The organism is Serratia sp. Ae19-1 (assembly GCF_059801225.1).
Window position 1 is genome coordinate 455,069 of record NZ_JBCHWD010000002.1, and the last position, 22,968, is coordinate 478,036.

Below are 22,968 nucleotides of genomic sequence, written 5' to 3' on the forward strand. Positions count from 1 at the left end.
GCGGTTGAACTCGCAGCTAACCCACTGTTTCTTGTTGACCCAAAGTCGGATCCCTGCCGACGCCGCGCGGAATAAACGACACTACCCAGGCGGTCAGCGAAGTGACCCCGACCAGCAGACCGCGCACCAGCGGCGGCGCGTAGTCCGCCATGCGCACATACCCTCGGAAACCCAGCGCCAGCACGTCGCGCAGGCTGTCGATCGGCCGGTCTTCAGGGAACCCGTCCTGCCACAGCGCCCAGGTATCGGCGCGGGCGAAGGTGCACTGAATGAAATCGATATGTTCACAGGTAGAGAGCTCGACCAGGCGCACCCCCACCTTGTTGCCGAAGGCGCGCGTCACCACGCAGGGGAAGCTGTATTCCTGCTGGCCACGTTTGAGCAACAGCGAAACCTTGTCGCCGTCTTTCAACGCATTCTCCACCCGCATCTCGATGCCCACGCCGCCATCGGAGTAATCGCGCAGCGTGCAGGGATACAGATGACCGTCGGCGCGCGCGATCGCCGCCGGCATGGCGATCTCCACGCGGTGCGCCTGGCGCACCTGTTTGGCCTCCACCGCCACCGCCACCGCGCCGCCGAGAATCGTCATGTTGTACAGCACCCACACCAGGCTGATGATCACCGTCATCACCTCGTCCGTCGGGCCATAGGCCAACCGCCAGGCGCCGAACGCCAGCCCGGCCAGATTCAGCACGACCAGGAACATGTAAGGCCGGGTGATCACCCAGTCGACGTGTTCCTCTTCCACCAGGCCGCCTTTGGCGGTGACGTTGAATTTGCCCTTGTGCGGATTGAACAGCGCTACCGTCGTCGGCCGCGCGATATACCAGGCCAGCACCGTTTCATAGATCTCGCTCCAGAACGAATGGCGGTATTTCCCCTGAATGCGCGAGTTGGTCAGGCTGGCGTGGATCATGTGCGGCAGCACATACAGCGCGATCGCCAGCGCCGGCGCAAAAATGATGTAGGCATGCAGCAGCAAAAACGCCAGCGGCGCGGTGAGGAAGATCAGGCGCGGAATGCCCGACAGGAAATGCAGCATGGCGTTGGCATAGCACAGGCGCTGGGCCAGTTTCAGCCCCTTGCCCAGCAGCGGGTTGTCGAGCCGGAAGATCTGCACCATGCCGCGTGCCCAGCGAATGCGCTGGCCGATATGCGCCGACAGGCTTTCGGTCGCCAGCCCGGCGGCCTGCGGAATGCGGATGTAGGCCGAGGTGTGCCCACGCCGGTGCAGACGCAGCGAGGTATGGGCGTCTTCGGTGACGGTTTCCACCGCAATGCCGCCGATCTCGTCGAGCGCGCTGCGGCGCAGGATGGCGCAAGAACCGCAGAAGAAAGTAGCGTCCCACATGTCGTTGCCGTCCTGCACCAGCCCGTAGAACAAAGTGCCTTCGTTAGGCGTCTGGCGGAAGCGGCCGAGGTTGCGCTCGAACGGATCCGGCGAGAAGAAGTGGTGCGGGGTCTGCAGCATCGCCAGCTTTTTGTCTTTGAAGAACCAGCCCATGGTCAGCTGCAGGAAGGAGCGCGTCGGCACGTGGTCGCAGTCGAAAATCGCCACGAATTCGCCGGTGGCCTGCTTCAGCGCATTGTTGATGTTGCCGGCCTTGGCGTGTTCGTGGGTCGGCCTGGCGATGTACTTCACGCCGACTTCGGCAGCGAACGCCCGGAATTCGGGGCGATTACCGTCGTCGAGGATATAGATGTTCACCTTTTCCTTCGGCCAGTCGATACCCAACGCCGCATAGATGGTGGGCTTCACCACCCCGAGGTCTTCGTTGTAGGTCGGCACCATCAGATCGATGGTCGGCCAGGTCGCGCTGTCTTCGGGCAACGGCACCGGCTGGCGGTTAAGCGGCCAAACGGTCTGGAAATAGCCCAGCACCAGCACCACCCAGGCATAGGTCTCCGCCACCAGCAGCAGCAGGCCGCATGTCAGGCTGAGCGGATCGTCCCAGTTCAGCGTGGCGGTATAGCGCCACCACAGGTAGCGGCAGGACACGGTCAGCGACAGGACGATCAGCATCAGCCCCGGCAAGCGCCCCGGCACCCGGCGCACCACCATGGCGATTCCCCACAGCAGCAGAACGAACACGAACTGCGCCGGCAGATCGAACGGCTGCGAAATGCACAGCATGGCGAGGATCGCCGCCAACACCCCGATCAGGATAAACAGCGCGCGCCGCATGCCGCGGCTCATGCGGCCAAGGCGCGCCACCGAGCGCTGCTCCACGCCGGCGTTTTCCAGCCGTTGCGGCAGGCTCTGCAACCAGTCGGCATAGCGCTGCTGCAGGCGGCGCCAGCCGGCGAAATAGTCGCGCTGCACCGGCGCGCGGCCGCTGCGAAACAGCAGCAGCCACAGCCCTTGCAGCAGATAGCGCAGCGCATCCGCCGGACGCGGACGTTCGGCGGACAGGTGCGGGAACCAATAAGCGCGGCCGGCGCGCACGCGTTGCCAGGCCGGCGACTCGAAGCGCAGCAGCAGCCACCCCAACGCCACCAGCAGCGTGGCGAAAAAGGCGGTCAGCGCCGACGCGCCGCTGCGGCGATAGCCGCGATAGCGCGCCTGCACCGCCTGACGCACCGGCGGCACCAGCAGCAGGCTCAGCACCCGACTCATGGCGCAACGCCCGGTTTAAGATTGATCAGACACCAGTTGGCCAGCGTCAGCACTTCATCCGCCGCCAGGCTCTCGGGGCGGTACTCGCCCAACGGCTGCTTGACCGCCATCGCTTCCGCCAACGCTTCATCGCGATGGATCACCACAGGCAGCAGACCGCCCAGGGTTTGCAGCCACAGCTGATGCAGATCCTGCTGCAGCTGGCTGGCGGAGGAGTAGTGATTGACCAGGAAACGACAATCGTTCGGCAGCGTCTGCTGATGGAGCCGAACCTGGCAGTTGGCGTCGGGATTCAACAGCACGAACACGCTGTCGGCAAGCTGCAGCGCCTGTTGCGCCAGCGCGCCGTCCCCGACCGGAACATCCAGCAGGATCCAGCGCTGCGGCTCGCCGGCGATCAGTTGGCGCACATTGTCGCGCCAGCGCTCGGGCTGCTGCTGACATTGACGTTGCACTTCCAGCCGTTCCGCCGCATTCAGGCGGCCAAACGGTAAAAAGTCGAGGTTTTCGCAATAACGCAGCGCGCCTTCCCGCCAGCCGCCGCCGTCATGTTCTGCGCGGGCCCAGCCGCGCGTCAGCTCGAACGGCGTGTTGAAATGCAGACGCAGCAGATTATCCGGCGTGAAATCGATCGCCAGCACCGATTCGCCCAACTGCTGCAACGCCCAGGCGAGCGCCGCCGTGACCGACGTCGTCCCCATTCCACCCCGCAACCCTTGCAGCGCGATCACCGGCATAGATCAATGGCTCCCCGTGGTCTGCGCCAATTCGGCCAACAGAGGCCAACGCGTCATCATTTGCGTTAACCGCTCCTGCCGTGAAATATCGACATAGCTTAATTTCGGCAATGAAAAAGCCTGGCTGAGCGCCTGCAGGTCATCCTGGCTCTCCCCAGGTGCCGCTGCACGAAAATGGGTGGGTGCGTTATTCATTCTTCCGCCTTTGCGAAAATAGGCTATGTTAATTAACTATAGCAACGATACAAAAAGAGAGAGGCAATAAGATGATTCTCAACAAATATTGTTGCAGAGCGTCGGAGATTTGTTATTGCCAGAGTAAAAATGGCTATCTTTAAATATAAACGCCTTTAGTCGGCTTTCAACGAAAGTAGAACACATCCTATGGCGCACTCTTTTTCTCTAGGCATTCGGCAGATTTGGGAAGAGCTGTCGGTGATGCAGGCACCCGGCCTTTATTGGGTGAATATCGATCGGCAAAGCGACGCCGCGTTGCTGTGTCGTCAGGCCATCGCCGCCCAACCGGCTACCCACAAAGTTGCCCTGATCTGCAGCGGCGACAAACCCGATCGCCTATTGGCCGAGCTGGCGTCGCCTGCCCTGCAGAAGCTGCCGCTGTATCAATTGCCGGAGAAAAAAGCCGCGCTGACGCAGCTGAGCGACGATTTGATGCGCGCCCTGCGGCCGCAAAATCGCTTACTGATCCTGCTGGCCCACGCCAACCTGTGGCAAACCTTCACCACCGAAGAACTGCGCGAGTGGACGCGCGCGCTCGCCGCCTGGCTGCGGCGTCAGGAATGCACGTTGCTGATCCTCAGCCACGGCGGCGGTATCAATAAGCTCAAGGGCCAGCTCAGCGCGCAGCACCGCATTCTGAACGGCTTGTCCAGCCTGCAATGGCAGCAGGACAGCGCGCAATACCTGGTGAACTGGTGGAGCACCGAAAACGGCATCAACGCCAATCAGCTGCTGACGCTGTACGCCGCGGAGGGCGGTTGGCAGGGCGAGGATGAAAATAGCCAGCCCTCCCCCACCGCCCTGCGCAGCGACGAAGGCCTGTATCTGGCCGAACGCAGCATTCTGGAAGGCGCGCCGCCGCTGTCCGCCAACTGGCAACTGCTGGAGAGCAACGACGAGCTGGCGCAGCACGGCATGCTGAGACTCTCGGCGACGCTGATTTTCGCCCTGTACCAAAGCGACCAAATCGATCACCTGGCGCACCAGATCCACACCCTGCGCCGCAGCCGCGGCAACGGGATCAAAATCGCGGTGCGCGAAATGAGCGCCAGCCTGCGTTACAGCGACGAACGGCTGCTGCTGGCCTGCGGCGCCAACCTGATCGTGCCGCACGTCGCGCCGCTGTCGCGTTTTCTGACCATGCTTGAGGGCATCCAGGGGCAGCGTTTCTCACGCCATGTGCCCGCCGACATCGATGCGCTGCTGGCCGGTTTGCGCCCGCTGCAGCTGAAAGGCTACATGCGGCCGGAAGCGTTCAGCCAGGCGGTGCTCTCGCTGATGGGCAACACGCTGCTGCCCGAAGACGGCAAGGGCGTGATGGTGGCGCTGCGCCCGGCCACCGGCCTGCGCGCCGAACAGGCGATGACCCTGTGCCACCTGCGGCGTTTCGGCGACGTGATGACCGTGGTGCAGGGGCGACTGGTGCTGTTCCTCTCCACCTGCCGCATCAACGATCTGGATACCGCGCTGAAATTCATCTTTCGCCTGCCGGTGGATGAGGCCTTCAGTAACCGGGTGGTGTGGCACCAGGATGTCGATATCATTTCGGAAATCAAACGCATGGCCCAGGGGCGCTGGCAAATCTCGGCCACCGGCGCCGCCGGTGCCGCGCCGCGTCCGAACGTGGCGGCCAGCGCAGAGCCCACAGAACGGCGCCAGCCGGTCGCCTTCACGCTGCCGCTCAGCCCGCAGGAGGAAAAGCATGCTGAACCTTAACGACATCGTGCAACTGATCCTGCTGTGCGCGCTGATCTTCATTCCGCTGGGCTACGCCTTTCATCGGCGTTTTCCACATTTGCGCCAATACTGGCAAAACCTGTTGTTATCGCCGCGCTATTTGAAATCCGCCGGTTTGTGGGTGCGCACAGGCGCCTCATCTCAGATTAAACGTGATAAGAAGCAGCCATGAATTCAAACTCGAATACGCAATCCGATAACGCACTGTGGCGCTACTGGCGCGGGCTGGGCGGCTGGAACCTCTACTTTCTGGCCAAATTCGCCCTGCTGTGGTTCGGCTATCTGAACTTCCATGCGCTGCCGAACCTGGTGTTCATGGCGTTTCTACTGATGCCGATCCCCTCGCAACGCCTGCACCGCTGGCGCCATTACCTTGCCATCCCGATCGGCATCGCGCTGTTCTATCACGACACCTGGCTGCCGGGCATCAACAGCATTCTCAGCCAGGGCTCGCAGTTGACCGGCTTCAGCGCCCAGTATCTGCTGGAGCTGGTCAACCGCTTCATCAACTGGCAGATGGTCGGCGCCGCCTTCGTGCTGCTTATCGCCTACCTGTTCGTTGCCCAGTGGGTGCGCGTCACGGTGTTCACCGTAGCGGCGCTGGTGTGGCTCAATATCGTCAACATCGCCGGGCCGGCGGTCTCACTGCTGCCCGCCACCTCCACGGCCTCAAGCGGCAGTGCCAATGCACCGGCCACCTCTGCGCCGGCGGCCGGGGACGCCGCGCCGGCAGACAGCCTGCCGCCGACCAGCGCCAACCTGACGGCCTACCTGAATCAGTTCTACGAGCGGGAAAAAGGCCGTGCCACCGCGTTCCCGGCCACCTTGCCCGCCGACGCCCAGCCGTTCGATCTGCTGGTGATCAACATCTGTTCGCTGGCCTGGGCCGATATGGAGGCGGTCAATCTGCAGAATCATCCGCTGTGGTCGAAAATGGACATCATGTTCGACAGTTTCAACTCAGCCACCGCCTACAGCGGCCCGGCAGCCATCCGCTTGCTGCGCGCCAGCTGCGGCCAGCTTTCGCATCACGATCTGTATCAGCCGGTGAACCAGCAGTGTTACCTGTTCGACAATCTGGCGAAGCTCGGCTTCAAGGAACAGCTGATGCTCGATCACTCCGGGGTATTCGGCAACTTCCTGAAAGAGCTGCGCGAACAGGGCGACATGCAGGCGCCGCTGATGTCGCAGGCCGGCATCGGCAACGAGCTGACATCGTTCGACGGCGAGCCGATTTATAACGATCTCGAATTGCTGAGCCGCTGGCTGGATCAGCAGCAAAAAGGCGGCGACGGCCGCACCGCCACCTTCTTCAACATCATTCCGCTGCACGACGGCAACCGCTTTGTCGGCTCCAACAAGAGCGCCGACTACCAGCCGCGCGCGCAGAAGCTGTTCGATCAGCTGAACACCTTCCTCGACCAGCTGGAGAAATCCGGCCGCAAAGTGGTGGTGGTGATCGTGCCTGAACACGGCGCGGCGTTGGTGGGCGACAAGATGCAGATGTCCGGCCTGCGCGACATTCCCAGCCCGAACATTACCCATACGCCGGTCGGCATCAAACTGGTTGGCATGAAGGCGCCGCATCAGGGCAGCCCGCTGCAGATCAAAACGCCGAGCAGCTATCTGGCGCTGTCTGAACTGGTGTCGCGCCTGGTGGACGGCAAAGTCTTCAGCGAATCCAGCGTCGACTGGCAGGCGCTGACGCAGGGGCTGCCGCAGACCCCGGTCATCTCCGAAAACGACAACGCTATCGTGATGCAGTATCAGGGCAAGCCCTACATTCGCCTGAACGGCGGCGACTGGGTGCCCTATCCGCAATAAGTACGGCCTCAGCAACTCAAAGCACGCCGGCGGCGTGCTTTTTTATTTGGTTTTTATAATAAAAATAGTTAAACCGATCGACCGACAAAATGTTATTAACAACAAACCGTTAAATTCTATTATCCGATAATTATTGCCATGCGAAGATTCTTAAAAAAATAACCACCACTCGACTTACAGCAAGAAAGTCGTTAAATCGCGGGTGATGAAGATAGTTTAATGATTAACCCGTTGATTAAATAATAAAAAACGCCGGCGTTATGCCGGCGTGGGTTTACGCAGTGACCTCAGGCGCCTTACGTTCCCGGATGTTCATCCTGATCGACCGCAAAACAGGCTACCATCTGCTCACCGTACTGTTTGAGCTGAGGCTGCAGCTGCACGCAGGTGCCAAAGGCGCGGCGGCAGCGGGCGTTGAACGCACAGCCCGGCGGCGGGTTCATCGGGCTGGGCAGTTCGCCGGTCAGCTTGATGCGCTCGCGGCGCATATCCGGGTTCAACCGCGGCGTCGCCGACAGCAACGCCTGGGTGTACGGATGGCGCGGGTTGTTGAAGATCGCCTCTTTACTGCCCTTTTCCACGCAGCGGCCGAGGTACATCACCATCACCTCGTCGGCGATGTGTTCCACCACCGACAGATCGTGCGAAATGAACACATAGGACAGCCCCAGCTCCTGCTGCAGATCCATCATCAGGTTCAGCACCTGAGCGCGCACCGACACGTCCAGCGCCGACACCGGCTCATCGGCGATCACCACGTCCGGGTTCAGCATCAGCCCGCGGGCGATGGCGATACGCTGACGCTGGCCGCCGGAAAACATGTGCGGGTAACGGTCGTAATGCTCGGTTTTCAGGCCGACCTTCGCCATCATCTCCAGCGCTTTTTCCCGCCGCTCGGCGGCGCTGAGGGGCGTGTTGATCAACAGCGGCTCCTCGAGGATCTGCCCGACCTTCTTGCGCGGGTTGAGCGATCCGTAAGGATTCTGGAACACGATTTGGATCTTCTGGCGGCGCAGCTTCTCGGCGGAAACGTCCGGCTTCAGCAGATCCTGCCCCTGGTAATACAGCTCGCCGCCGGTCGGCACTTCGATCATCGTCAGCAGGCGGCCGAGCGTCGATTTGCCGCAGCCCGACTCGCCGACCACCGCCAGCGTTTTGCCGCGCTCCAGGGTGAAGGAGACGCCATCCAGCGCCTTGACCAGCCGCTCCGGCGCGAACAGGCCCTTTTTCACCGGGTAATGCTTCTTCAGGTCGATCGCCTGCAGTAAAGGTTGATTCTGGCTCATACGGTCGGCCTCCCCGCATCATCCAGCGGTGTGTGACATTTAACCTGACGGCCGGGAATGCTGCGCAGTTCCGGCTCCTCGTTACGGCAGCGCTCGTTGGCGTAGGGACAACGCGGATTGAGCAGGCAGCCGGTCGGGCGATCGTATTTGCCCGGCACCACGCCCGGCAGCGAAGCCAGCCGCGCCTTGTCGGCGGCGAACTCCGGCAGCGCGCGCAGCAGCGCCTGGGTATAAGGGTGACGCGGAGCACGGAAAATCTCCGCCGCCTTGCCGGATTCCACCACCTGGCCGGCGTACATCACGATGATGTGATGCGCCGCTTCCGCCACCAGCGCCAGATCGTGGGTGATCAGCACCAGCGCCATATTCTCGCGTTGTTGCAGATCCAGCAGCAGTTCGATGATCTGCGCCTGGATGGTCACGTCGAGCGCGGTCGTCGGCTCATCGGCGATCAGCAGCTTCGGCCGACAGGCGATGGCCATGGCGATCATCACGCGCTGGCTCATACCGCCGGAAAGTTGGTGCGGGTACACGTCCAGCCGCGAGGCCGGATCGGGGATACCCACCTGCGTCAGCAGGTCGATGGCGCGCTGGCGACGGGTGCGGCGGTTGCCGCCCTGATGCACCTTCAGCGCTTCCATGATTTGATAGCCGACGGTGTAGCACGGGTTCAGGCTGGTCATCGGATCCTGGAAGATCATCGCCACTTCGGAGCCCACCAGCTGGCGGCGCTCTTTTTCGGAGATCTTGCGCAAATCCTGGCCGTTGAACTCCAGCTTGTCGGCCATCACCTTGCCGGGAAAATCGATCAGGCCCATGATCGCCAGCGAGCTGACGGATTTGCCGGAGCCGGATTCACCGACGATGCCGACCACCTGGCCTTGATCCACGCTGTAACTGATGCGGTCCACTGCGCGGAACGGGGTGCCTTCGTCACCGAAGTGCACCGAAAGCTTGTCTACATTCAATAACGCCATCTCTCTCGTCCTCTGTTACTGCTTGAGTTTGGGGTCGAGAGCATCACGCAAGCCGTCCCCCATCAGGTTAAATGCCAGAACCGTCAGCAGGATCGCCAGACCGGGGAAGGTCACGACCCACCAGGCGCTTTGCGCGAACTGCAGCACGTCGGAGAGCATGGTGCCCCACTCCGGCGTCGGCGGTTGCGCGCCCATGCCCAGGAAGCCGAGAGCGGCCATGTCCAGAATGGCGTTCGAGAAACCGAGAGAAGCCTGAACGATCAAAGGCGCCAGGCAGTTAGGCAGAATATTGACGAACATCTGGCGCAGCGCGCCGGCGCCCGCCACCCGCGAGGCGGTGACGTAATCGCGGTTCACTTCCGCCAGCACCGCCGCGCGCGTCAGACGCACATAGTGCGGCAGGGCGACGAAGGTGAGCGCCAACGAGGCGTTGACGATCGACGGCCCGAAGACCGCCACCAGCACCAGCGCCAGCAGCAGGCTCGGCAGGGCCAGCATGATGTCGACGACGCGCATGATCACCGCGTCCACCGCGCCGCCGAAGTAACCGGCCAGCAGGCCGAGCACCACGCCCATGATCAGCGACAGCACCACCACCAGACAGCCGACCAGCAGCGACAGGCGCGCGCCGTACATCAGGCGCGACAGCACGTCGCGGCCGACGTCGTCAGTGCCGAGAATGTATTGCCAGCTGCCGCCCTCTTGCCACACCGGCGGCTTGAGCAGCGCGTCGCGGAACTGGTCCGCCGGCGCATGCGGCGCCAGCACCCCGGCACCGAGCGCGATCACCAGCATCAGAACGATATACACCAGGCCGACCACGGCCCCTTTATTGCGCTTGAAATAGTGCCAGAACTCCTGGAACGGGGTCATCGGCTTCGGCGCACCTTTAACTGCAGACTCAGTAACTTGAGACATGAGAGCGCCCCTTATTTCTTGTGGCGAATACGCGGGTTGACCACGCCGTAGAGCACGTCTACCAGCAGGTTAACCAGAATGATCATACAGGCGACCAGCAACACCCCGCCCTGCACCACCGGGTAATCGCGGCGCTGCAGCGCGTCGATCAGCCAGCGGCCGAGCCCCGGCCAGGAGAAGATGGTTTCAGTCAGAATGGCGCCGGCCAGCATGGTGCCGACCTGCAGCCCAATCACCGTCACCACCGGCAGCAGCGCGTTGCGCAGCGCGTGAACGACGATCACCCGCATGCGGCTCACGCCCTTGGCGCGCGCGGTGCGGATATAGTCTTCGCCCAGCACTTCCAGCATCGAGGAGCGGGTCATGCGCACGATCACCGCCAGCGGGATAGTGCCCAGCACAATGGCCGGCAGGATCATATGCATCACGGCATCGATAAAGTCGCCCGGCTCGCCCCAGATCAGGGTGTCTATCAGCATGAAGCCGGTCAGCGGATGGCTGTCGTCGAGGAATACCGTGTCGCTGATGCGCCCCGACACCGGCGTCAGGTTAAGCTGCACCGACACCAGCATGATCAGCATCATGCCCCACCAGAAAATTGGCATCGAATAGCCGGTCAGCGAGATGCCCACCGCGGTGTGATCGAAGACCGAACCGCGTTTGACCGCCGCCAGCACCCCGACCGGGATGCCCACCAGCACCGCGAACAGCATCGCGCAGAAACCCAGCTCCAGCGTAGCCTGGAAGCGCGGAACGAACTCGCTCCAGACGGAGATGCGGCTTTTGAGTGAGGTGCCCAAATCGCCGTGCAGCACGTTGGACACGTAGGAGAAATATTGTTGATAAAGCGGCTTGTCCAGCCCCATTTCCGCCATCAGCTGCGCGTGGCGCTCGGCGGAGATACCGCGTTCCCCGGCCATGATGGTCACCGGGTCGCCGGGGATCATATGGACGAATGCAAAAGTCAGCAACGTAATGCCGATAAACGTTGGGATAACTAACCCCAAACGTCGGAGTATGAACTGCAACATATCCCGAACTCTCTGTATCAATGCCCGGCAGCTCATCGTCCGCCAGGCTTATTAACGCTCACATGCCTTTGAACGATTCGACGGCCATACGCCGGAGACTGGTCAGCAGAGGCGCAAACCTGTTGCGCCCCTGCAAGTCCATTCGTGCGTCTCCGGTAAAGCGGTCGAAATCAGTCTACAGAGACATTCTCGAAGTGATGCTTACCGAGCGGATCCACGACGTAGCCTTTCACTTCCTTACGCACAGGCTCATACACGGTGGAGTGTGCGACAATCAGCGCCGGAGCCTGATCGTGCATCACCACCTGCGCCTGTTTGTACAGTTCGATACGCTTGTCGTGGTTGGATTCGGCGCGCGCCGGTTGAATCAGATCTTCAAACGGCTTGTAGCACCAGCGGGAGTAGTTGGAGCCGTCTTTCGCCGCCGCGCAGCTGAACAGCGTGGCGAAGAAGTTGTCCGGATCCCCGTTGTCGCCGGTCCAGCCCATCATCACCGTCTGGTGCTCGCCCGCTTTGGCGCGCTTGAGGTATTCACCCCACTCATAGGTCACGATTTTGGCTTTCACGCCGATCTTGGCCCAGTCGGCCTGGATCATTTCCGCCATGCGGCGCGCGTTCGGGTTGTAAGGACGCTGTACCGGCATCGCCCACAGATCGATGCTGAAACCGTCGGCCATGCCCGCTTCTTTCAGCAGCTCTTTCGCCTTGGCCGGATCGTAAGCGTAATCCTGCACCGCGTCGTTATAGCCCCACATGGTCGGCGGGATCAGGTTCTTGGCCGCCTGGCCCGCGCCCTGATAGACCGCATCGATGATCGCCTGCTTGTTGACCGCCATGGTCAACGCCTGACGTACCTTCAGGTTATCCAGCGGCTTTTTCTCGACGTTGAACGACAGGTAGCCCACGTTCAGGCCCGGCTGTTCCATCAGGTTGATGGACTTGTCCTGCTTCATGCGGGCGATATCGGCCGGGTTCGGATACGGCATCACCTGGCATTCGTTTTTCTGCAGTTTGGCGTAACGCACGGAGGCGTCAGGCGTGATGGAGAACACCAGGCGATCGATCTTCGGCTTGGTGCCCCAGAAACCGTCGAACGCCTTGTACAGGATCTTGGAGTCTTTCTGGTATTGCAGCAGCTGGAATGGGCCGGTGCCGATCGGATTCAGGTCGACTTTCTCCGGCGTGCCGGCTTTCATCATCACGTCAGCGTATTCGGCGGACAGGATGGACGCGAAGTCCATGCCCAGGTCAGCCAGGAACGGTGCCTCCGGGCGATTCAGCACGAAGCGCACCGTGTTGTCGTCGACTTTTTCGATCTTGGCGATCAGCTTAGGCATGTCCATGCCTTCGAAGTATTCGTAACTGCCGCCGGACACCTTGTGATAGGCGTTGTTGGCATCCAACTGGCGCTCAAAGGAGAACACCACGTCGTCGGCGTTGAAATCGCGCGTCGGCTTGAAATCTTTGCTGCTCTGCCACTTCACGCCTTTGCGCAGGTGGAAGGTGTAGGTTTTGCCGTCTTCGCTGACGTCCCACTTCTCCGCCAGACCTGGCTGCAGTTCGGTGGTGCCGATTTTGAATTCGACCAGACGGTTGTAGATCGGTACCGAGCTGGCGTCGTAGGTGGTGCCGGAGGTGAACAGCTGCGGGTTGAACCCTTCCGGGGAACCTTCAGAACAGTAAACCAACGTCTTGGCCTGTACGCTGGCCGCCACGGTCAGCGCGATCAGCCCAATGCCGAATTTCAGAACCCCCGATTTACCCAAGGAACGTGTCATCGTTAGTGCTCCATTGTGTGATGTGATGTGTGTAATTGCCGCCAGACCTGTATTTTTTATTGCGTGGTCTGTGCGGTCGGCGCCCGAAGGCAGAAGGTATGAGAGGAGAGAATGCCGGATGGAACGCATCGCGGCGGGGACGTCTGAGCGCGTGGAATTCACTCAAACAACTCTCGCTCTTATCCCTGAGGCTATCAAGTTGCCAACTGTTTGGGGTGTCGTCAATATAACCAGTGGGGATTTACGCAGACTGTGAGAAACAGCAAACAAACATAAAAAAAACCTTTTGTTAACAGTTCCAGCATGAAAATTTATGCTAAGCGGTCATTTTTAGCGCATTGGTCTGACCCCCACAAACTTACTGGTTTTTAACTCCGTTAAAAAACGCCAAAACTTTGTTGCTGAATGATGAATATCTGAACGGTTATTTTTGTGATCGCCGTTAAAGACAGAAGGAAATGCTGAAGGATTACCCAAAAGGGTGAGTCCGATGACCGCGTTTTGCTCGGGGCAGAGCCACAATCTGTGCGGCGTAAAAAAACTTTCGGCGGCGAAAAAGCCGGGGGCGAAAGGATATCCCCCGGCAACGCACTGCAACCGATTATTGAACGCCGGCGCTGTTGCCCAGGCTGGCGTTCATGCTGTTGAGAATATCGCCGTTATCCGCGTCGATCTCCCAGGAGAACAGGCCGCCCAACTGCTTATCCAGCACGTACTTACCTTTGGCCTGCACCGAGCGGGCATCGTCGAAGGTGATCAGATCGCCGGTGGAAGGCTTGAACACGTATGGCGCTTCCGCCGTAGCGTCGTAGGTGTACTGCCACTCGCCGCTCATGAACTGGCTGGCGATTTGGCGATAATCCACGATGCCGTTCTCCCAGGTGCCTTTGACCGGCCCGGTGGCGGTGCCGGTGAACGGAATATTGTTCTGGTAGCCGTTCACCCCGGTCCAGCCGCGGCCATACATGGCGGTGCCGACCACGATCTTGCCCGGCGTGACGCCCTGCGCCAGCAGCGCATTGACGCCGTTCACCGTGGTGTAAGCGGTGTCCGGCTTCCAGGCCGGCGCATTCAGCGCGGTCTGATGCCCCAGATTCTTCAGATCGAAGGCGCCGTAGAAGTCGTAGCTCATCAGGAAAATGTGATCCATCGAGTTCTGCGCGACGTTGTACGCCACCTTGTCGATCTTGTCCTTGCCGGCGCTGATGGCGGAGGTCAGCTCATACTTGCGGCCGGTTTCCGCCGACAGCTGATCCAGCATCGCCCGCAGCTCTTTCATCAGCAGCACATAGGTTTCCCCGTCCTGCGGGCTGCCCAGGTTCGGGTTGGCGCCTTTGCCACCGGGGAATTCCCAGTCGATATCCACGCCGTCGAAGAACTTCCAGGTCTGCAGGAACTCTTTCACCGAGCCGACGAAACGATCGCGCTTCACCTTGTCGCCCATGAAGAAGAACGGGTCAGACAGCGTCCAGCCGCCGATCGACGGCAGGATTTTCAGATCGGGACGCGCCTGCTTCAGCGCCATCAGTTGGCCGAAGTTGCCCTTGTAGGGGTCATCCCAGGCGGTGACGCCCTTCTGCGCTTTTTGCAGCGCGGCGAACGGATCGTGGATAGAGACTTTGAAGTCCTCACGCCCCTGGCAGGAGCGCTGCAGCGCCTGGAAGCTGCCTTCAATCTCTTTCAGGCTGTCGTTGATGCCGTTGCCGCCGCAGATCGGGATAAAGCCGTACAGCAGGTGGGTCAGGTTCTGCGCCGGGATCTTGTCGACGGTGAAATTGCGCCCGTAAACGCCCCACTCGACGAAATAAGAACCGACCACTTTGCCGGAGTTCTGTTTATAAGGTTTATTCTTTTCCAACAGCGGCTCTTTCAACGGCGCCAAATGACTGCCGTCGGTGTCGGCCACCACAATTTCGGTGGCGTCGCTGGCGGTGCAGCCGTCGGCATTGCACAATGCCACCTGCATTTGATAACGGCCGCCTTTATTGACTTTAAAATTCGCCGTACCGGAAGAACCGGTTGAAGGGCCGCTCCACGCCTCTTTGCCATTTAATAAAATCTTGGCCGTCGTGCCCGCGTCGCCATTCCATAAATTCCAGGAGACCGAAACGTCGGCGGCATTTTTTACCTTCACCAGATTATTATAAGCGGTGGCCGCCTGATCGACTTCGACGATGGCGAACTTGGTGTTACCCCAGGCGATGGTCGGCTTGCCCGGCGCGGCGGCCTGCGCCGCGGAACACAGCGTACTGCCGATCAACAGCGCCAACAGCGGTTTATTAAATTTGCGCATAACTGATTCCTTTATTCCGAGAGGATAAACATAAAGAGTTAATCGTCGCGATGCATTGCCGAAGCGAAAAAATTCCGCAATAATCCACGAAGATTAAAATCAATAAATAGCAACAGCGTCTTACCACGTGGCGAAATAATCATTCCCACCGCGTACATTCAGACTATAAATAAAAAAGGCGTGAAAACAAGAGCGCTATCAACTGGGTTTTATTCAGCAAGTGTGAATTTATTTTAATATAAATAAAAGAAAGCACGACAAATAAGGATAGTGAATTTTTTATTAAGGAAAGATAAATATTTATCAGGATTACACCACACTCTGCAGTCAGGGTGTTGTCATTATTGACAACGCCCTGACTGTGTTGGTACTGTGAACAACACTTAAGGAAAGAGCATGCCTTCGCAGCTAATTTACCAAGACAGGATCCCCCTGGCACCTGCCGCATTTGCACAGCTCGTCATTTGGCGGGTAGAGCCGCCCGTCAGGGCCAGCGGCCACTGTTATAAATACCGATTTGCCTATGTAAAAGACGGCATTTGTCGACTGCGGTATGACAATGAAGCGGGCAAAGGCGATCACAAACATATCGATGGCAAAGAAGAGCCGCTTAATTTCACGACCATTGATGCCTTGCTCGACAGTTTCTGGCGCGAGGTTATGCAGCTTACAGAGGAGTCATGATGAACACAGTCACCATTCGGGTCGCTTCAGTCGAAGAAATGAAACTCGCACTGAAGGAAGCCGCAACAGGCCAGCAAAGCGCTCAAGGGCATTACATCACATTCCTGGATTGGGAGCGGCTGTGGAAAACCTTATCACCCAAGAAAATGCATATCTTGCATACCATGACCGGCGCCGGCGAACTTTCCATTCGGGAAGTTGCACGCCGAGTGAAACGTGATGTGAAAGCGGTGCATACCGATCTGCAGGCGCTGTTAGGCTGCGGCATCGTCGATAAAGGTGAACAAGGCGTGATTTTCCCCTATGACGAAATCCATTTTGACTTCGTTGTAGGCAAAGCCGCCTAAACTGCAGGCGAAAAAAAACCTGCTTTAAAAGCAGGTTTTTCGAATGGTGGTCGGCGAGAGAGGATTACGCGCATCCTTGATGCGCGCCCTGCGGGCCGTTGCTGAAGCAACGTTGTCTCGCTTCGCGAGGCTCGAACCTCCTGCGGAGGTACTCATCCTCATAAACTGCAGGCGAAAAAAAACCTGCTTTAAAAAGCAGGTTTTTCGAATGGTGGTCGGCGAGAGAGGATTCGAACCTCCGACCCACTGGTCCCAAACCAGTTGCGCTACCAAGCTGCGCTACTCGCCGATGCGGGGCGCATCTTACTGCTGGCGGTTATAGGCGTCAATCACTTTTTTGCCCCCGTATTTCAAGTGGTGATAAAAGCGCCATAATGCGCTGCACCGGGGGTTGCGCAGCGCAGGATGCTCAGGCTTTGGCGGTTTTCAGCGCCGGCGTCTGCGCACGCAGGAACGGCAGCAGGAACAGCGCCGACAGGCAGGCGGCGATGGAAATCACCACGAAGAAGCCGTTCCAATGCCAGATTTCCATCACCCGCGCAATCGGATAGCCAGACAGCGCCGCGCCCAGGTAGGCGAACAGGCCGACGAAACCGGTCGCCGCGCCCGCCGCATCCTTGTGCGAGCACTCCGCCGCCGCCATGCCGATCAGCATCTGCGGGCCGAAGATGAAGAAGCCGATGGCGAAGAAGCAGCAGGCCTGCAGCAGGTAGGTGACGCCCGGCATCAGCCACAGCGCGGCTACCGACAGGAAGATACCGATAGCGAAGATCAGGTTCATCGGGCCGCGGTTGCCGCGGAACAGCTTGTCGGAACCCCAACCGGCCACCAGCGAACCGATAAAGCCGCCCACTTCAAACAGCGAGATAGCCGAGTTGGCGGTCATCAGCGAATAACCTTTTTCCTGCGTCAGATAGAGGTTGCCCCAGTCGTTGATCGCGGTACGCACGATGTACACCAGTACGTAAGAGACCGCCAGCAGCCAGATGTACTTGTTGGTCAGCACGTAGCGCTTGATGATCTCGCGATTGCTCAGCCCCTGACCTTCCGACTCCTGCACCAGCTCCATGGCGTCGTTGCGCCATTTGCCGACGCTCGGCAGCCCCATGCTGGTCGGCTTGTCGCGCAGGCGCCAGCACATCAGCAGGCCCAGCACCACGCCGATGATGCCGGGAATGATCATGCCGTAACGCCAACTGAAGTGCAGCGAGATAAAGCCCACCAGCAGCGGGATCAGCGCGCCGCCGACGTTGTGCGACGTGTTCCAGATCGCCCACCAACTGCCGCGCTCGGAGCGCGAATACCAGCTGGTGAGGATTTTGGAGCACGGCGGCCAGCCCCAGCCCTGGAAGAAGGCGTTGAGGATCCACAGCGTGCCCAGCATCATCAATGACGAGCTGAGGCCAAAGAAGATATTCAGCACCCCGGTCATGATCAGGCCCAGGCCCATAAAGTAACGCGGGTTGGAACGATCGCTGATCATGCCGGAAATGAATTTCGAGCAGCCGTAGGTGATGTAGAACAGCGTGCCGAGAATGCCGACGTCGGACATCGTCAGGCCCAGATCGCTCAGCATCGCCGGCATGATGAAGTTGAAGCTTTTGCGCGTGAAGTAAAACGCGGCGTAGCCGATGTACATGGTGCACATCAGCTGGATGCGCCAGTATTTGTAGCTGGCGTCGATCTGCCGTTGATCGGTGACCTGCGGCGCGTCCGGGCGGCTTTTAAGGAAAGACCACATGTGGAACCTCAGAGGATTGAATAAAGTGCCGCTATGATGCTCCTCGCGCGCGCGCGGAGCTTACGCCGGATTCCCGACGCGGCTAGGAGTTTTTCCTAGTTTTGTGCCTGCGCCGGCGAAACTGTGGGCAAGATCACACTCAAACAGGCGCCCCGTTCAGAGGTGAGCCGCAGGCTGCCGCCGAGGGCGCTGATGCGCTCCTGCATACCGCGCAGGCCGTATCCCGGCTGATGGTTATCCGCTGCAAAACCCACGCCGTTGTCACGGATGGTCAGGGCGATCTGCGGCGCGGCGCCTTTGCGCGGTTGCAGGCGCGCGTCCAACTCCAGGCGGCTGGCGCCGGCGTGGCGGCACACATTGGTCACGCCTTCCTGGCACACCCGATACAGCGTGATTTTCAGCGTTTCATCCAGCAGTTCGTCCGGTACCTGCCACTGCATGCTGCTCACCAGCGACGCGTCCTGCGGCAGCGACTCCCGCAGCATCGCCGCCACCGCCGCCGACAGCGGCAGGTTGTTCAGCGCCGCCGGCCACAGCTGGGTCAGCACATCGTGCACCCCGTCGTAGACCCGCAGCGCCAACGCATCGATGGCGTCGGCGCAGCCGATCACCGCCGGCTCCGGCGCCAGGCGCTTGACGATGCTGGCCTGAGTGCGAATAACGGTGATGGTCTGCCCCACTTCATCGTGCAGCTCGCGCGCCACCTCACGCCGGGTTTGTTCCTCCGCCGTCACCAGCGCCCGCGCCAGCTGCCGATTCTCTTCCAGCCTCAGCCTCAGTTGCTGATTCAGCTCGCGCTGGCGCTGAATGCCGGCCCCCAGCAGCAACCCGGTCAGGCTTTGGGCCAGCAACGACAACAGCAGATCGCGGTGCGACTCCGGCTGCGGCGGCTCGTTGACCATCAGCGCCACGCCGTTGAGCAGCGTCGCCAACAGCGCCCCCTGCCAGCCGTAGCGGTAAGACATGAACACGATTGGGATCGCCAGGCAGAAAGGCGCGAAACGGCGCAGCTCGGCGGCGTTAACCTGCTGCTGCAGCCAGATGCTGAACGCAAACAGCAGCAGATAGCTGGCCAGGTGACCCAGGCGCAACTCCACCGGTTTGTGGATCAGCCCCGGCTCCAGCGGCACCCAGATTTGGCGCGCCAGATAGTGCCACAGCAGCAGGCAGGTCGGCGCGATGGTGAAACCGCCGGTCAGGCCGAGCAGCAGCGCACGGGCGCCCTCGCCGCTCACCAGTTGCCACACCAGCGCCTGCAATAAAGCGGCAGCGGCCACCACCGCGCCCTGCAACAGCGGCCAGCGCCATTCACTGTCGCTCTGCTGATGGCGCAGCAACCACGGCGAGGCCAGCAGGCTGAGCAGCACCGTCAATACCAGCACCGCCACCGATGCCCACAGCGCCGGGCCATAGCCGAACTGATCCGCCAGCAGCGCCATCAGCAGCAGGTCAGCCAGCAGGATCCCCGGCCAGAAACGGTACGGGCTCTGCAGCAGAATGCCCATGCGCAGGCCGAACGGGAACAGCAACAGCGCCTGCCAGGGCGGATCGATCAGTGCGGTGCCGATGCCCCACAGGCAAAACGCGCTGGCGGCATAGATGAAAAACAGCGCCAGCTGGGTGATCAGGCGCTGCGTCACAGATTCAACATCCGTCTGGCCAGCTCGACGTTGTTATTGATGCCCAGTTTGGCAAACAGGTTGGCGCGATGCACATGCACCGTCTTCGGCGACAGCCCCAGCACGGCGGCAATCTCGCGCACCTCCTGCCCCTGCGCCAACAGCAGCGCGATCTCGCGCTCGCGGCGGGTGAGCGGATCCACCTTCACCCGCGCCAGCTGCTGGGCGATTTCCGGCATCAGGTAGACGCCGCCGCCGGCGACGGTGCGCACTGCGGTGATCAGATCTTCCGGCTTGCAACGCTTGGAGAGAAAGCCGCTGGCGCCGCGCTCCAGCGCCATTTCCACCAGCGCCGGGTTATCGTGCATCGACAGCATCACCACGCGAATGCCGGAAGGAATGTCCGCCAGCAGATCCAAGCCGCTGCCGTCCGGCATCGAAATATCGCAGATGCAGATTTCCGCCTCCAGCCCCGGCAGGCCGGCACGCGCCTGCGCCGCGCTGCTGAATTCGCCCACCACCTGAATATCGGCCTCCAGCGACAGCAGCTGCACAAAGCCCGAACGCACAATGTCATGATCGTCGATAAACGCCACGCGCAGGGTCATGGAAATCTCCGGTTAGCAGGGAAAGTGCGCAAGTATACCGTATGCACACACCGGAATAATTGATGAAGAGAATGTATTAGGTGAAATAGCCGGGCGCACATGGCGCCCGGCAGGGGGATTACAGGCGGGCGGGCGCCGCTTTCGGCTGCGGCACATGGCACCAGTTGTTTTTATCCACGATGCCGCCGTTCGGCGAGGTGTAGCCGAGACAGCCAAGAATGGTGTCGAACAGCTCGACGTGGCGGTGCGTTCTGCCGATGCGCTGCTGCGCCTGCAGCTGCTCAAAGGCGCTGAGGTGCTGCGGATTCTCGAGGTACTTGTCCGACGCCCACACTATCATCGGCACGCGGAACTGCTCCGGCGGCGCCATTTCGCGCGGCGTGCCGTGCAGGTGTGTATTCTCGCCGATCGATTCGCCGTGATCGGCGGCGTAGAACACGATGGCCTTCTTGTCGCGCACCTGATCGATCACGTTGCTGATAAAGCTGTCGGTATACAACACGGTGTTATCGAAGGCGTTGATCAGCTGCGCCTTGGTGCAAGAGTCATCCACCCCCATACACTCCGGCTGATAGCGCGCATAGCTGCGCGGATAACGCTGCGAGTACAGGTAGTGTGAGCCTTTGGTATGCAGGATCACCAGGTGTTTGCCCTTCGGATAACGCGCCAGCGACTCCTTCATTTCATCCACCAGCAGCATATCGTCGACCGCCTTGCCGTCGTTGCGCTTCTCGGACGCGATCATCTCGCGGAACGAATAGTTGTTCACGTCGGTATTGTTGTAAAACCACACCTCGCTCTGCATGGCGAACAGTTCGGAAGAGAAGCCCAGCTCTCTCAGCACCGCAAACACGTTCTGCTCTTTCAGCGTGCGCTGCGGGTTGTCCTCGGCACCGCCTTCACGCACGAACATGCAGCGCAGCGACAGTTTGGTGGCGGTGTCGCACGACTCGCCGCGGAACGCCACCAGATTCTTCTCTTTCGACAGCCGCGGCGTGGTATCGCGCTCGTAGCCCAGCATGCCCATGTGATCCCAGCGGGTGGTTTCGCCGATGATGAACACCACATAGGTATCGTCGATGTCGGCCGGCGGTACATAGGTGAAGTGTTTGCCCGGATCGAACAGCGTGCTCTGATCCTGGCTTTCGTCATAGCGGGTATAGGCGAACAGCCCCAGCGCCGACAGCCAGTTGGACGGCAGGTACGAATGCGCCACCACGCCGCCGTAGCTCGGCAGATCGACGTTGGCGAGCTTCTCCTGCACGCTTTGTTCATCGTCCAGCATGCGCAGCGGCAGCCATACCAATGCCACCACCGCCAGCAAGACCAGCAGCGGCTTGATGCGGTGGCCGGGGGTTTTCAGCTGCTCTATCAGGGTGTGGCGCAGGCTGTTTTTCCAGATCAGCAGCAGCGGCAAGGCGCTGAGCGCCATCATCCACAGCACGAAGTGCAAGCCGACAACCTCTTTCGACAGATCGATATCGGTGGTCATCACCGAAACCACGATGCCGTAGCCGATCACCACATTGAAAAACGTCATGTAGTAGCTGGCGGCAACCGAAATCAGCACCAGCAGCGAGGCGACAATGCGATAAAACAAACGGCCGCCGAGCGACACCAACCGCATGATAAAGAAAGTGAACAAAACGATAGCGATCACTTCCGTCACCGCCGAAATAAGCTTAATTCCCTGAATGCCGTGCGCGAGCGAGTCAAAACGGCGATAAAAAACGGACAGGTTTAAAAAGATGCCGATATAGATCGCTAACAATAACGATAAATTCTGCTGCGATAGCGATTTTATTTTGTTCATGTAGTGCGGTGGCTCCGGAGGGCGATAGCAGTTCTGAGTTTTTCAGACAGTCAATGCGGCTGCAGGTTCAGCCAACCGGCAATAAGCGTGATTTGGCAGGCAACAATCAAGAGAATTCTCACAAAACGGACATTTTTTGCCATTTACGTGAACTGTTTTCAGGCGGGACGGACATGAAAATGGAGGGATAAACCCTCCATTTTTTCCAAGGTGTCGGCGAAAATCTTACTTAACGTTCAGAGTGACGTCGATATTGCCGCGAGTAGCGTTGGAATACGGGCACACCACGTGCGCCTTTTTCACCAGATCTTCCGCCACGCTGCGTTCGATGCCCGGCAGCGAAATATCCAACTGCACTTCGATGCCGAAGCCGTTCGGGATTTCACCGATGCCGACGGTGCCGTCGATCTTCGCTTCGGCCGGAATTTTAACCTTTTCTTTCGCCGCGACGAACTTCAGCGCGCCGAGGAAGCAGGCGGAATAACCGGCAGCAAACAGCTGCTCGGGGTTGGTGACTTCGCCGCCGGCGCCGCCCATCTCTTTCGGCACGCCCAGTTTCACGTCCAACACGCCGTCGGAGGAGGTCGCACGGCCGTCGCGGCCGCCGGTTGCGGTGGCGTGAGCGCGGTAAACCACTTTCTCAATAGACATCGTTCATTCCTTCTTGCTGGTTGGCGAGATGACTACGGCTTCCACGAGGGAAAACCGGTCACATATT

At 60.0% G+C, this 22,968-nt stretch carries 19 protein-coding genes, 1 tRNA gene and 1 other RNA gene; 5 read left to right on the top strand and 16 right to left on the bottom strand.

Annotation, left to right across the window (positions count from 1 at the left end; all coding sequences use genetic code 11):
• Positions 1-16 precede the first annotated feature (16 nt).
• Genes bcsA through bcsR form a run of 3 tightly spaced genes read right to left on the bottom strand, consistent with a single transcriptional unit; the run spans position 17 to position 3,552 of the window.
• Complete coding sequence (bcsA, locus tag AAIE04_RS07485; RefSeq protein ID WP_498576741.1) at positions 17-2,620, bottom strand: UDP-forming cellulose synthase catalytic subunit; 2,604 nt, start codon at positions 2,618-2,620, stop codon at positions 17-19.
• The gene (gene bcsQ, locus AAIE04_RS07490) at positions 2,617-3,357 is read right to left on the bottom strand and encodes a cellulose biosynthesis protein BcsQ (protein ID WP_019452575.1); all 741 of its coding nucleotides are present in this window, start codon (positions 3,355-3,357) and stop codon (positions 2,617-2,619) included. The genes bcsA and bcsQ overlap by 4 nt, the downstream gene beginning before the upstream one ends.
• A gap of 3 nt (positions 3,358-3,360) precedes the next feature.
• The gene (gene bcsR / locus AAIE04_RS07495) at positions 3,361-3,552 is read right to left on the bottom strand and encodes a cellulose biosynthesis protein BcsR (RefSeq protein ID WP_033649881.1); all 192 of its coding nucleotides are present in this window, start codon (positions 3,550-3,552) and stop codon (positions 3,361-3,363) included.
• Positions 3,553-3,741: 189 nt separating this feature from the next.
• On the opposite strand from bcsR, the gene bcsE reads away from it, so the two are divergent.
• Genes bcsE through bcsG form a run of 3 tightly spaced genes read left to right on the top strand, consistent with a single transcriptional unit; the run spans position 3,742 to position 7,155 of the window.
• Positions 3,742-5,310 carry a cellulose biosynthesis protein BcsE gene (bcsE, locus tag AAIE04_RS07500; RefSeq protein WP_498576742.1) on the top strand — a complete coding sequence of 523 codons (1,569 nt, stop codon included), beginning with the start codon at positions 3,742-3,744 and terminating at the stop codon, positions 5,308-5,310.
• Positions 5,297-5,503 (top strand): cellulose biosynthesis protein BcsF, encoded by a 207-nt coding sequence (gene bcsF / locus AAIE04_RS07505; RefSeq protein WP_025160405.1) that lies wholly within the window; start codon positions 5,297-5,299, stop codon positions 5,501-5,503. Before bcsE ends, bcsF begins: the two co-directional genes overlap by 14 nt.
• Positions 5,500-7,155 carry a cellulose biosynthesis protein BcsG gene (gene bcsG, locus AAIE04_RS07510; RefSeq protein ID WP_498576743.1) on the top strand — a complete coding sequence of 552 codons (1,656 nt, stop codon included), beginning with the start codon at positions 5,500-5,502 and terminating at the stop codon, positions 7,153-7,155. Before bcsF ends, bcsG begins: the two co-directional genes overlap by 4 nt.
• A 296-nt stretch (positions 7,156-7,451) precedes the next feature.
• Here the strand turns inward: bcsG and dppF are convergent, their stop codons facing one another.
• The 6 genes from dppF to chiA all read right to left on the bottom strand — a co-directional run bounded on the left by dppF (position 7,452) and on the right by chiA (position 15,438).
• Positions 7,452-8,441 (bottom strand): dipeptide ABC transporter ATP-binding subunit DppF, encoded by a 990-nt coding sequence (gene dppF, locus AAIE04_RS07515; protein WP_060424251.1) that lies wholly within the window; start codon positions 8,439-8,441, stop codon positions 7,452-7,454.
• Entirely contained in the window at positions 8,438-9,418 is a 981-nt protein-coding gene (dppD, locus tag AAIE04_RS07520; RefSeq protein WP_019452581.1) for a dipeptide ABC transporter ATP-binding protein, read from the bottom strand. Before dppD ends, dppF begins: the two co-directional genes overlap by 4 nt.
• Before the next feature lie 15 nt (positions 9,419-9,433).
• Complete coding sequence (dppC, locus tag AAIE04_RS07525; RefSeq protein ID WP_025160406.1) at positions 9,434-10,336, bottom strand: dipeptide ABC transporter permease DppC; 903 nt, start codon at positions 10,334-10,336, stop codon at positions 9,434-9,436.
• Between the two features lie 11 nt (positions 10,337-10,347).
• Positions 10,348-11,367 carry a dipeptide ABC transporter permease DppB gene (gene dppB / locus AAIE04_RS07530; RefSeq protein ID WP_043129106.1) on the bottom strand — a complete coding sequence of 340 codons (1,020 nt, stop codon included), beginning with the start codon at positions 11,365-11,367 and terminating at the stop codon, positions 10,348-10,350.
• A 170-nt stretch (positions 11,368-11,537) separates the two neighbouring features.
• Entirely contained in the window at positions 11,538-13,145 is a 1,608-nt protein-coding gene (dppA, locus tag AAIE04_RS07535; RefSeq protein WP_019452584.1) for a dipeptide ABC transporter periplasmic-binding protein DppA, read from the bottom strand.
• Between the two features lie 601 nt (positions 13,146-13,746).
• Positions 13,747-15,438 carry a chitinase ChiA gene (gene chiA / locus AAIE04_RS07540; protein WP_063918221.1) on the bottom strand — a complete coding sequence of 564 codons (1,692 nt, stop codon included), beginning with the start codon at positions 15,436-15,438 and terminating at the stop codon, positions 13,747-13,749.
• Positions 15,439-15,834: 396 nt separating this feature from the next.
• On the opposite strand from chiA, the gene AAIE04_RS07545 reads away from it, so the two are divergent.
• Positions 15,835-16,122: a toxin-antitoxin system TumE family protein gene (locus AAIE04_RS07545; RefSeq protein ID WP_498576744.1), complete on the top strand. Its 288-nt coding sequence runs from the start codon at positions 15,835-15,837 to the stop codon at positions 16,120-16,122.
• Entirely contained in the window at positions 16,119-16,469 is a 351-nt protein-coding gene (locus AAIE04_RS07550; RefSeq protein WP_498576745.1) for an HVO_A0114 family putative DNA-binding protein, read from the top strand. The genes AAIE04_RS07545 and AAIE04_RS07550 overlap by 4 nt, the downstream gene beginning before the upstream one ends.
• A gap of 47 nt (positions 16,470-16,516) precedes the next feature.
• On the opposite strand, the gene AAIE04_RS07555 is transcribed toward AAIE04_RS07550, so the two are convergent.
• The 7 genes from AAIE04_RS07555 to AAIE04_RS07585 form a co-directional block, all read right to left on the bottom strand.
• Positions 16,517-16,645, bottom strand: a non-coding RNA gene (locus tag AAIE04_RS07555) — RtT sRNA.
• Positions 16,646-16,681: 36 nt separating this feature from the next.
• Positions 16,682-16,758, bottom strand: a tRNA-Pro gene (locus tag AAIE04_RS07560).
• 120 nt (positions 16,759-16,878) lie between these two features.
• On the bottom strand, positions 16,879-18,210 hold the full coding sequence (locus AAIE04_RS07565) for an MFS transporter (RefSeq protein WP_019452586.1): 1,332 nt from the start codon (positions 18,208-18,210) through the stop codon (positions 16,879-16,881).
• Positions 18,211-18,305: 95 nt separating this feature from the next.
• Positions 18,306-19,850 carry a sensor histidine kinase gene (uhpB, locus tag AAIE04_RS07570; RefSeq protein WP_498057069.1) on the bottom strand — a complete coding sequence of 515 codons (1,545 nt, stop codon included), beginning with the start codon at positions 19,848-19,850 and terminating at the stop codon, positions 18,306-18,308.
• Positions 19,847-20,437: a response regulator transcription factor UhpA gene (uhpA, locus tag AAIE04_RS07575; protein ID WP_498576746.1), complete on the bottom strand. Its 591-nt coding sequence runs from the start codon at positions 20,435-20,437 to the stop codon at positions 19,847-19,849. The genes uhpB and uhpA overlap by 4 nt, the downstream gene beginning before the upstream one ends.
• A gap of 118 nt (positions 20,438-20,555) precedes the next feature.
• Positions 20,556-22,250 carry a kdo(2)-lipid A phosphoethanolamine 7''-transferase gene (gene eptB, locus AAIE04_RS07580; protein WP_498576747.1) on the bottom strand — a complete coding sequence of 565 codons (1,695 nt, stop codon included), beginning with the start codon at positions 22,248-22,250 and terminating at the stop codon, positions 20,556-20,558.
• Positions 22,251-22,475: 225 nt separating this feature from the next.
• The gene (locus AAIE04_RS07585; protein ID WP_004934114.1) at positions 22,476-22,901 is read right to left on the bottom strand and encodes an organic hydroperoxide resistance protein; all 426 of its coding nucleotides are present in this window, start codon (positions 22,899-22,901) and stop codon (positions 22,476-22,478) included.
• Between the last annotated feature and the right edge of the window lie 67 nt (positions 22,902-22,968).

Coding starts and splice junctions, on each gene's coding strand:
- bcsA (WP_498576741.1), bottom strand. CDS start 2,620: ATGAGTCGGGTGCTGAGCCTGCTGCTGGTGCCGCCGGTGCGTCAGGCG.
- bcsQ (WP_019452575.1), bottom strand. CDS start 3,357: ATGCCGGTGATCGCGCTGCAAGGGTTGCGGGGTGGAATGGGGACGACG.
- bcsR (WP_033649881.1), bottom strand. CDS start 3,552: ATGAATAACGCACCCACCCATTTTCGTGCAGCGGCACCTGGGGAGAGC.
- bcsE (WP_498576742.1), top strand. CDS start 3,742: ATGGCGCACTCTTTTTCTCTAGGCATTCGGCAGATTTGGGAAGAGCTG.
- bcsF (WP_025160405.1), top strand. CDS start 5,297: ATGCTGAACCTTAACGACATCGTGCAACTGATCCTGCTGTGCGCGCTG.
- bcsG (WP_498576743.1), top strand. CDS start 5,500: ATGAATTCAAACTCGAATACGCAATCCGATAACGCACTGTGGCGCTAC.
- dppF (WP_060424251.1), bottom strand. CDS start 8,441: ATGAGCCAGAATCAACCTTTACTGCAGGCGATCGACCTGAAGAAGCAT.
- dppD (WP_019452581.1), bottom strand. CDS start 9,418: ATGGCGTTATTGAATGTAGACAAGCTTTCGGTGCACTTCGGTGACGAA.
- dppC (WP_025160406.1), bottom strand. CDS start 10,336: ATGTCTCAAGTTACTGAGTCTGCAGTTAAAGGTGCGCCGAAGCCGATG.
- dppB (WP_043129106.1), bottom strand. CDS start 11,367: ATGTTGCAGTTCATACTCCGACGTTTGGGGTTAGTTATCCCAACGTTT.
- dppA (WP_019452584.1), bottom strand. CDS start 13,145: ATGACACGTTCCTTGGGTAAATCGGGGGTTCTGAAATTCGGCATTGGG.
- chiA (WP_063918221.1), bottom strand. CDS start 15,438: ATGCGCAAATTTAATAAACCGCTGTTGGCGCTGTTGATCGGCAGTACG.
- AAIE04_RS07545 (WP_498576744.1), top strand. CDS start 15,835: ATGCCTTCGCAGCTAATTTACCAAGACAGGATCCCCCTGGCACCTGCC.
- AAIE04_RS07550 (WP_498576745.1), top strand. CDS start 16,119: ATGATGAACACAGTCACCATTCGGGTCGCTTCAGTCGAAGAAATGAAA.
- AAIE04_RS07565 (WP_019452586.1), bottom strand. CDS start 18,210: ATGTGGTCTTTCCTTAAAAGCCGCCCGGACGCGCCGCAGGTCACCGAT.
- uhpA (WP_498576746.1), bottom strand. CDS start 20,437: ATGACCCTGCGCGTGGCGTTTATCGACGATCATGACATTGTGCGTTCG.
- eptB (WP_498576747.1), bottom strand. CDS start 22,250: ATGAACAAAATAAAATCGCTATCGCAGCAGAATTTATCGTTATTGTTA.
- AAIE04_RS07585 (WP_004934114.1), bottom strand. CDS start 22,901: ATGTCTATTGAGAAAGTGGTTTACCGCGCTCACGCCACCGCAACCGGC.